Consider the following 5,330-nt stretch of genomic DNA (forward strand, 5'->3'; position numbering starts at 1 on the left):
GATCGGGCAACTGCGCGCGCACGTGATCGGCCAGCAGTGCGGCCAGGCGTAGGTCGTTACCGCCCCGTTCGTCCACCAGCGGCTGGGCAACGCGTACTTTCACCTGGGGGAAACGGGCCTGCAGGGCCGCCATCCGCTCGGGCAAGTAGCCGGTCAGTGCCTGGCTGGGGCCAAAGAAGTACGGCAACACGATGATCTCGGTGGCCCCCGCTTCGGCGCTGCGCTCAGCGGCGGGGCCCAGGGTAATGGCCGGAACACCATCGACCGCTTCAGCGGGGATCTTGTTGGAGTGCAGCAGCGAAGCCGCTTGAACGGTGTCGCCCACCTGCTCGCTCAGCGCTGCCGCCACGCGGCGCAGGCTGTGGGTTGCCTGAGGCCGCAGAGAGCCGTTATCGACCAGAAAAATAGCGCGCATCGGGTTCATCCTTTTCAATCGCAGTCTTCACGGGAGTGCACGCGCGGTAAGCTTTCGAGCATGACGGGCGGCGGGGATGCCATTCGAGGCTCTGCGGTTGCCGAAGCACCCGAAACTTTTCCATGGGGAAGGGGTGATTGGCTGGTAAATCAATCGTATAACCCGGATGATGAACCACCGTTAACGCCATGCGCGTGCAGCCACTTTGATCAACATGTAGATCGCTTATGTTGCTTGATACCACGACGTTAAACCAGCAAAGAAACTTCTTCGACGGCCATGCGGACATCTGGCTTTTTGGCTACGGCTCGCTGATCTGGAAGGCCGATTTCGACTATCTGGAGCGCCGCCCTGCGGCCATTACCGGCTGGGCGCGGCGCTTTTGGCAGGGCTCCCACGACCATCGCGGCACCCCCGAAGCACCGGGGCGTGTGGCGACGTTGACTCGGGCCGAAGGCGCGGTGTGCCACGGCATGGCCTACCGCATCACGCCGGAGGTCCTGGCACCGCTGGATGTGCGGGAGAAAAACGGCTACCTGCGGGAAAAAGTCACGCTGACGTTTTTGGATGAGGCGGGCAACCCTGACGCCGACCAAGCGCCTAGCGAGGGGCTGATTTATCTGGCCAGCGAGGACAACCCGGCGTTTTTAGGCGATGCCCCGCTGGCCGACATCGCCCAGCAAATTGCCCAAGCCCACGGCCCTAGCGGCCCCAACAGTGCTTACTTGCTGAACCTAGCCCAAGCGCTGCGCGAGTTGGGCACCGAAGATGCACATATTTTTGCCTTGGAGGAGCACCTGCAGCGCTACCGATAGGCGGGCTACATCATCAGCCACGACAGGATGAACAGGCCGATCAGCGTGCGGAAAATGCCGCCAATAATGGAGCCACGCAAAAACGCACGCAGCCCGCCCCACAGTACCAGCAGGCCAATCAGCAGAATCGCCAGGCTCAAGAACGAGTCATTGATTCCCAGCGAGCGCGTCAGCCCGCCGATAAAATCGTCGAAGGCACCGAAAAAGTTGGTGAAGATACCCAGCAAGAACTCGACCACGATGCGGATCGCATCGCCAATCGCCTCGCCAATGCCCTCAAAAAATCCGTTTGCCTGCATGCGCTTTTTCCATTGCTCGAAGGGATTCGCTATTGTCAGCGAAAACACGGAGGCTGGCAAAGCAGCCGCTGCTCATGTTTCCACCTTTCGCCTATTCCCTTTTTAGCACCGTCGCGTTACAACGTCAGTATGCCATCGCGGGAGAGACTGGTGCCTGACACCAGCGCCGAAGGAGCAACGACCCCGGAAACTCTCAGGCCAACGGACCGCGACGGCCATCCATGACGTTCCGAAGAGCGGTTGATGACTGCGTCACTCAGCCCACCGAAGGAGCAAGCGCCATTCCAGCGGCGTGAATCTCTCAGGTTCCATGACGGAAGGGGTACGCCCGGCCAATAGGCTGCCGGGGGTATCGCCCGACGCTCATACAATCTGTGGAGAGACTCATGCAACGCATTGCCATCATTGGCGGTGGGATCACTGGCATCACCAGTGCCTACGCCCTCGTAAAGCGCGGTTTCGACGTCACCGTCTTCGAAAAGCATCGCTACGCCGCCATGGAAACCTCGTTTGCCAACGGTGGGCAGCTGTCTGCCTCCAACGCAGAGGTGTGGAACCACTGGCCCACGGTCATCAAGGGCCTGCGCTGGATGCTCAAGAACGACGCCCCGCTGCTGGTGAACCCGCGCCCGAGCTGGCACAAGTTGAGCTGGTTTGCAGAATTCATCGCCGCCATTCCCCGCTATGCCGACAACACCACCGAAACGACCCGCCTGGCCATCGCCGCCCGAGAACACCTGTTCCAGTGGGCTCGTGACGAGCAGATCGATTTCGACGTGAAGCAGAAAGGCATCCTGCATATCTATCGCGACAAGGCAGGCTATGAGCATGCCGCCAGGGTATCGCAGCTACTGCACCAGGGCGGGCTCGAACGCCGCGCGGTGACCCCGGATGAAATGCGCGCCATCGAACCCACACTGGCCGGCAGCTACTACGGCGGCTTTTTTACCGAGAGTGACGCCACGGGGGATATTCACAAGTACACCAATGGGCTGGCGAAAGCCGCCGCGAAACGCGGCGTGCGCCTGAACTACGGCCATCAGGTGACCGACCTGGGCGCCGATGAGAACAGCGCCTGGGTCAAGGCAGTCGTTGATGGCGAGGCGGTGCAGCAAAGCTTCGACAGCGTGGTGGTGTGCGCCGGGGTCGGCAGCCGGGCGGTGGCCGCCAAGCTGGGTGACCGCGTCAATATCTACCCGGTGAAGGGCTACTCGATCACCGTGCAGCTGGACGACGAAGCCTCGCAACAGGCCGCCCCCACCGTGAGCCTGCTGGATGACGAAACCAAGCTGGTGACCAGCCGCCTGGGCAACGACCGCTTCCGCGTGGCGGGCACCGCAGAGTTCAACGGTGCCAATCGCGACATTCGCAACGACCGCATTCAGCCGCTGGTGCGCTGGGTGGAGCAGTGCTTTCCCGGTGTCAGCACCCAGCGGGTCGTCCCCTGGGCTGGCCTGCGCCCGATGATGCCGAACATGCTGCCCAAAGTGGGCCCGGGCCGCATGCCGACGGTGTTCTACAACACGGGCCACGGCCACCTGGGCTGGACACTCTCGGCCATCACCGCCGAGATGCTGGCGGATGCGGTGGATACTACCGTGGCCACACCGCTTTCGGCCTCGCGGTAAGGCTGGCACCTGCGCTCCCTGCCGGGCGCCGATCAGGCGCCTGGCAGGCTACGCCCTTTTGAGCTGCTGCACCGACGCCACCAGGTCATTGAAGCGCTCCCCCTGAATCATCACATGGTCGCGCAGCAGGGTTTCCGCCTGCTGGGCCTCCCCTGCCGCTATCGCCGCCACAATGGCGTCGTGCTCGGCAAACGAGCTTTCCAGACGCATGCGCACCTGTAGCTGCATTCTTCGATAAGGCTGCAGGGCCGCATGCAGCCGCGCGGCCTCCTGCGCCAGGAAGTGGTTATGGCTGGCTTCGTAGATGCGTTGGTGAAACAGGCTGTTCTCGTAGTAGTAACCATTACTGTCGCCCGCCTCCACCTTGGCCTGACAGGCCCGGTGAACGTCCTGCAACAGCGCCAGCTCGTCGGCAGTAATACGCCGCGCCGCCAACCGGCCGCACAGCCCCTCCAACTGGGCCATCACCTCGAACCGCTCTACCAGCTCTGAAATGCTCAGCTCGGTGACGAAAGTGCCGCGCTTGGCGACCACCTGCACCATGCCCGACATGGCCAGCTGCTGAATGGCTTCCCGGATGGGCGTTCTGGAACATTGATACTCCAGCGCGAGCGCATCAGGGTCCAGGCGGTCACCGGGTAGAAAGCGCCCTTCCACGATGGCGTCTTCCAGTAGATCGCGTAGTCGATGTGCCTGTGACACCTTAGCCATAAGTCGCCTCTGTTTTACTTGACTGAAATATTTTAAAAGTCTATTTGTTATATATAACACATCGCATCGAAACATCCTTGCAGCCACAGTCTCATAACAATCATGCGCGGAGCCAGATGTATGCAGATGAACATGACGTTTCTACAGGGCTTGCTCACGAACATCAGTGAACGCACCCGCACCAAATACCGCTCGGTGACCTCCTACTCGCCCGAAGTGCACCTCAAGGGGCTTTTCGACGCTTGTGAAAAGCTGATGCTGCCAGGTGGCGAAGCCACGCAAATACTGACCGCTCAAGCAGCCCTTGGCCACTATAGCCAATTGACCGAGCAGGAACAGGACGCGTTTTTCTCGCTGCTGGCCAATGCCTACTCGGCTGACCCCGAACAGATCCACGCGGCCTACCAAGTGTACCGCGAGCGCCAGGACAACGAAGCCCTGGCGCGGCTTTTCAGCGCTTGCGAGCCCCGGCGGCAAGACCTGCTGCGCCGCCTCAACCTCTGCCCGGGAGGCACCTACGAGCTGGTCAAGATGCGCGCCAACCTGCTGAAACGGCTCAGCGCCTCGCCCTCCTTTGCGGCCCTGGATGCCGACTTTTCGCATCTTTTCAATTCGTGGTTCAACCGCGGCTTTCTGGTGCTGGAGAGCATCGACTGGAACACCCCGGCGGCCGTGCTGGAAAAACTGATCCGTTACGAGGCGGTGCATGAGATCAGCGACTGGACCGCGCTGCGCCGCCGCCTGGACCCGGAAGACCGCCGCTGCTACGCCTTTTTCCACCCTGCCACGGGCGATGAGCCGCTGATTTTCGTGGAAGTCGCGCTGTGCAAGGGCATACCCGACAACGTCCAGGCCATTCTGGAGAACGAAGAAGAGCTGCCGCTGGCCGACGCCGACACCGCCGTGTTCTACAGCATCAGCAACTGTCAGGCGGGGCTCAAGGGCGTCTCCTTCGGCAACTTCCTGATCAAGCAGGTCGTGCAGGAGCTGAGCCGTGAACTGCCCCAGTTGAAGAACTTCGTCACCCTTTCCCCGGTGCCCGGCTTTGCAGAGTGGCTGGCCACCCAGCGCCGCTCGGGGGCGGTCACGCTGCCCGAAGCGCTGGAACAGCAGTTGGAAGAAGGCACGCTGACCCAGCACGACACGCCTTCCGCGCACCAGAAAGCGCTGCTGCGCCTGGTGGCTTACTACCTCACCGAGGTCAAACACAAGAGCGGCCAGCCGCTCAACCAGGTGGCCCGCTTCCACCTGGGGAATGGCGCCAGCCTGCACCGCCTCAACTGGCCCGCCGACACGTCCCCCAAAGGGTGGCAGCAGGCCCATGGGGTGATGGTCAATTACCTCTACCAGCTCAATCGCATCGAGCAGAACCACGAAGCCTTCAGCCAACAGCAGAGCGTGGTATGCACCAGCGACATTCGCCGCCTGGCAAGCCAGGCACAGCACTACATGACCGTCGAGG

General features: G+C 61.8%; 6 protein-coding genes and 2 riboswitches. Of the genes, 3 read left to right on the forward strand and 3 right to left on the reverse strand.

Annotated elements, in window-relative coordinates; translation table 11 throughout:
- The coding region (locus B7L71_RS10755) for a sirohydrochlorin chelatase (RefSeq protein WP_283160414.1) at positions 1-415 on the reverse strand (415 nt) is incomplete at its 3' end.
- A gap of 227 nt (positions 416-642) precedes the next feature.
- Here B7L71_RS10755 and B7L71_RS10765 point away from each other — a divergent pair.
- Complete coding sequence (locus tag B7L71_RS10765; RefSeq protein WP_081137881.1) at positions 643-1,230, forward strand: gamma-glutamylcyclotransferase; 588 nt, start codon at positions 643-645, stop codon at positions 1,228-1,230.
- Between the two features lie 5 nt (positions 1,231-1,235).
- Here the strand turns inward: B7L71_RS10765 and B7L71_RS10770 are convergent, their stop codons facing one another.
- Entirely contained in the window at positions 1,236-1,529 is a 294-nt protein-coding gene (locus tag B7L71_RS10770) for a hypothetical protein (RefSeq protein ID WP_016915216.1), read from the reverse strand.
- Positions 1,530-1,657: 128 nt separating this feature from the next.
- Positions 1,658-1,748: riboswitch (glycine riboswitch) on the forward strand.
- A riboswitch (glycine riboswitch) is annotated at positions 1,749-1,856 on the forward strand. It begins immediately after the preceding riboswitch.
- Positions 1,857-1,915: 59 nt separating this feature from the next.
- On the opposite strand from B7L71_RS10770, the gene B7L71_RS10775 reads away from it, so the two are divergent.
- On the forward strand, positions 1,916-3,157 hold the full coding sequence (locus B7L71_RS10775; RefSeq protein ID WP_081137883.1) for a D-amino acid dehydrogenase: 1,242 nt from the start codon (positions 1,916-1,918) through the stop codon (positions 3,155-3,157).
- Between the two features lie 48 nt (positions 3,158-3,205).
- On the opposite strand, the gene B7L71_RS10780 is transcribed toward B7L71_RS10775, so the two are convergent.
- The gene (locus B7L71_RS10780) at positions 3,206-3,868 is read right to left on the reverse strand and encodes a GntR family transcriptional regulator (protein ID WP_081137885.1); all 663 of its coding nucleotides are present in this window, start codon (positions 3,866-3,868) and stop codon (positions 3,206-3,208) included.
- 120 nt (positions 3,869-3,988) lie between these two features.
- On the opposite strand from B7L71_RS10780, the gene B7L71_RS10785 reads away from it, so the two are divergent.
- On the forward strand, positions 3,989-5,330 hold a 1,342-nt coding region (locus tag B7L71_RS10785; protein WP_446497424.1), incomplete at its 3' end, for a malonyl-CoA decarboxylase.

Source organism: Halomonas sp. BC2 (genome assembly GCF_002078115.1).
Taxonomy (GTDB): Bacteria; Pseudomonadota; Gammaproteobacteria; order Pseudomonadales; family Halomonadaceae; genus Vreelandella; species Vreelandella stevensii.